At 35.5% G+C, this 3,644-nt stretch carries 3 protein-coding genes; 1 reads left to right on the forward strand and 2 read right to left on the reverse strand.

The window, feature by feature from the left end; translation table 11 throughout:
* The coding region (locus tag AC3AX0_RS05085) for a heavy metal translocating P-type ATPase (RefSeq protein WP_487549225.1) at positions 1-2,069 on the reverse strand (2,069 nt) is incomplete at its 3' end.
* 27 nt (positions 2,070-2,096) lie between these two features.
* The gene (locus tag AC3AX0_RS05090) at positions 2,097-2,459 is read right to left on the reverse strand and encodes an ArsR/SmtB family transcription factor (RefSeq protein ID WP_487549226.1); all 363 of its coding nucleotides are present in this window, start codon (positions 2,457-2,459) and stop codon (positions 2,097-2,099) included.
* A gap of 280 nt (positions 2,460-2,739) precedes the next feature.
* On the opposite strand from AC3AX0_RS05090, the gene AC3AX0_RS05095 reads away from it, so the two are divergent.
* Positions 2,740-3,644, forward strand: a 905-nt coding sequence (locus AC3AX0_RS05095) for a zinc dependent phospholipase C family protein (RefSeq protein WP_487549227.1), incomplete at its 3' end; no start/stop codon positions are given.

Consider the following 3,644-nt stretch of genomic DNA (forward strand, 5'->3'; position numbering starts at 1 on the left):
GCTATAAGAGCCACACCAACATCTGCAAATATAGCCTGATACATTTGTGCAAGACCCATTGTACTGAGAACCATTACCAACCCTTTGACTCCAAGGGCAAATATTATGTTTTGCCAAACTATTGTCCTTGTCTTTCTTGCTATACCTATACTTTCAGCAATTTTTGAAGGTTCATCAGTCATAAGTACTATATCAGCCGCCTCGACTGCAGCATCTGAACCAAGGGCACCCATTGCAAATCCAATATCTGATCCAGCCAGAAGAGGTGCGTCGTTTATACCATCTCCTACTGCAATTGTTGTAGTCTTCTTGTTAAGATATTTCTTGAGAATATTAAGCTTATCTCCAGGTAGGAGCCCAGCATGATATTTATCAAGTTTAAGCAAGTCTGCTATATTCCTGGCTGTGTTTTCATTGTCTCCTGTAAGCATTATAACTTTCTTGATTCCATTCTTCTTAAGGTTTTCTACAACATTGTAGCTACTCTCTTTAAGTACATCTTCAACACTAATGAACCCCTTGTATTTGCCATCTATTGCAATATGTACCGTTGTACCATTTTCGGTATTTTCTATAATCTCTATTCCCGATTTCTTCATTAGCTTTTCATTACCTACGAGAACCTGCTTGTTGTCAATATTTGCCTTGATTCCAAATCCTGAAAGCTCCTCATGTTTTAAAATCAGTCTCTTGTCAATATTTTCCCCAAATCCCTTCTTGATTGATTCAGCGATTGGGTGATTTGAGTAGTATTCTCCATATGCACCATAGTATAAAAGTTCATCTTCTGAAATCCCATTTTCTGGAGTTATATTCGTAACTGTAAATTTACCCTCAGTAAGTGTACCTGTCTTGTCGAATATTACCCTATCAGCATTTACAAGAGCTTCAAGATAGTTTCCTCCTTTGACAAGAATTCCTTTCTTGGATGCTGCACCAATACCTCCAAAATACGCAAGGGGTATTGAAAGAACCAGAGCGCACGGACAGGATACTACCAGGAATATAAGACCTCTGTAAATCCAGTCCCTTGTTATGGCACCATGGATTGCCAGAGAAGGAATTATTGCTATTACTACTGCTGCACCAACAACAGCTGGAGTATAGTATTTTGCAAATTTCGTTATGAAGTTCTCCATCTTTGCCTTCTTGTTGGAAGCTTCCTGTACCATTTTGAGTATTTTTGAAGCCGTTGATTCACCGAACGACTTGGTTACTCTTACCCTTAACAAACCGTTTATATTGATAGTTCCAGCCAATATTTCATCTTTTATTTCCACTTCCCTAGGCAGAGATTCTCCAGTAAGAGCCGACGTATCAAGGGATGACTGTCCTTCAATAACAACTCCATCTAGAGGTATCTTTTCACCTGGCTTAATAACTATTACATCATTGATTTTCACCTTGTCCGGTTTGACCCTGTCAATATGATCTCCATGTTCAATATTTGCATAATCAGGCTTAATGTTTAATAATGCCTTTATGGATTTTTTTGAATTGTCAACAGCCATATCCTGAAGGTATTCACCAACCCCATAAAACAGCATTACTCCTGCAGCTTCAGGATATTCTCCTATTATTATTGCTCCTGCTGAAGCAACCACCATAAGAAAATTCTCATCAAGAAAATCGCCCTTCCTTATATTGGTAAATGCCTTCATTATAACCTCATATCCAAGGATAAAATAGGATGCGAGGAATATATATACTGCAAATCCACTATTCCTGAAAACCAACCCTGCTACAAATATTAATGCACCAACACCTATTCTCGCCATCTTCATGTTTAGCCTTGAATCTTTGTCTTTAACAATTTCAAATTGTTCAGAATCATCAATATTCAGCTCTTCAGTAAAATCTATGCTGCAATGTCCGCAACCACATTCGTGATGTTCTTCATTCTCATGAATATCATTCACTATTTCTGGTTCCATAATTTCATCAATATCAATACCACAGTGACCACATCCACATGAATCTTTTTGATTCTTTATCTCTATTTTTTTTGAAGTCTTCACAGGTTTAACTCCTGATTTTACATTCATTTGTTTAATTTTTACTTTTGCCATAATAATCTCCTTCCAATCAACTCATGTCTATCTATGTTCAATATGCTCAAGTCCCTGAACGAATATGCTAAGGACATGATCATCATCAAGTGAATAATACACAACCTTACCTTCTCTCCTGAACTTAACAAGTCTTGCATTTTTAAGTGTCCTAAGCTGATGAGACACTGCCGACTGGCTAACACACAATAGGGATGCAATATCACATACACACATTTCATTAAGTGCAAGAGCCCTTAATATCTTAATTCTGGTACTATCCCCAAATACCTTAAAAAGGTCAGCAAGTTCATAGATTTTTTCATCTTCCAACATATTCTCTCTTGCCTTGCCCACTACATCTTCATGTATGCAAAAAGAATCACATACCTGTATCTCCTTGTTTTTCATATTATCTCCTAGTCTTTATATCACAACTTTAGTTGAGTTGATTTATAAATTATTTGATATATAAACGGTTCAATTGTATATAAAATAATTTAAAATCAGTACGAAACTTGTTGTGAGATAAAACTTCATTAATTTAAATCCCACAACTTCATTGTCTTTTCGACAAACACATGAACAACTGCTCATGTGTTCATTTAAACAATACTATATATTACAAATTTTGTCAATATGTTGTATAATAAAATATATGAATTCGCACAAATAACTAAGGAGAACCTTTATGTCTGATATACTAAACCACTACTACTGCGGTGAACTGGCCATTGAACTTATAGACAATGATATAAGAGAAGCAATACTGAAAAACAGGAAACTTTTCAATTTAGGTAGCCAGGGACCTGATTTCTTTTTATACCAAGGGGTAGCTCCTTGGAGAAAAAACAAAGGATATAGAAAGTATGGAGGCATAATTCATAAAAGCGAAACAAACAAACTGATCTATAACTTGTTCAAATACGCTGATGTAATTAAGGATAATGATGAAAAGAAGCAAATATTGTCTTATGCCATGGGATTCGTTTGCCACCTTTCACTGGATTCAATATCTCATCCCTTCATTTTTTATCATTCAGGCTTATACAAAAAAGGAGATCGAAATACAGAAATATATTCCCACTACCATAAGGAATATGAAATGATTCTTGACGCACTGAATTCAAAAAGTCTTAAAAAAATTAGTTCTGTTGATTTTCCATACCAGGAAACATTTACACCTACTAATAAGGAGATCTTTGCAATACAACATCTCTATGAATTCCTTATAAAGGAAACCATCAATGAAAGTCTTCCAGAAAATGCTGTTTTTGACTGTATAAAGGACTATATGGATCTATTTTCCTTTTTTCCCGACAAGAGCGGAAGAAAGAAAATATTTTTCGGAATATTGGAGAAAATAACAGGTCATCCTCACGCCGTTACAAAGGCACTTATTCAAAAGGAATTTGAAGACAAGGATGACTACATGAACCTCAACCATAAAGAATGGGTACATCCTTGTGATGAGACCATCAAATCAAAGGATTCTTATGCAGATTTGTTTAACAGAGCCGTTTACGACACGACAAAAAAAATCAACCAGCTCTACAAGCTGATTGATTCTGATTTTTCAATTGATGATATTTCAAA

Source organism: Dethiosulfatibacter sp. (assembly GCF_983023055.1).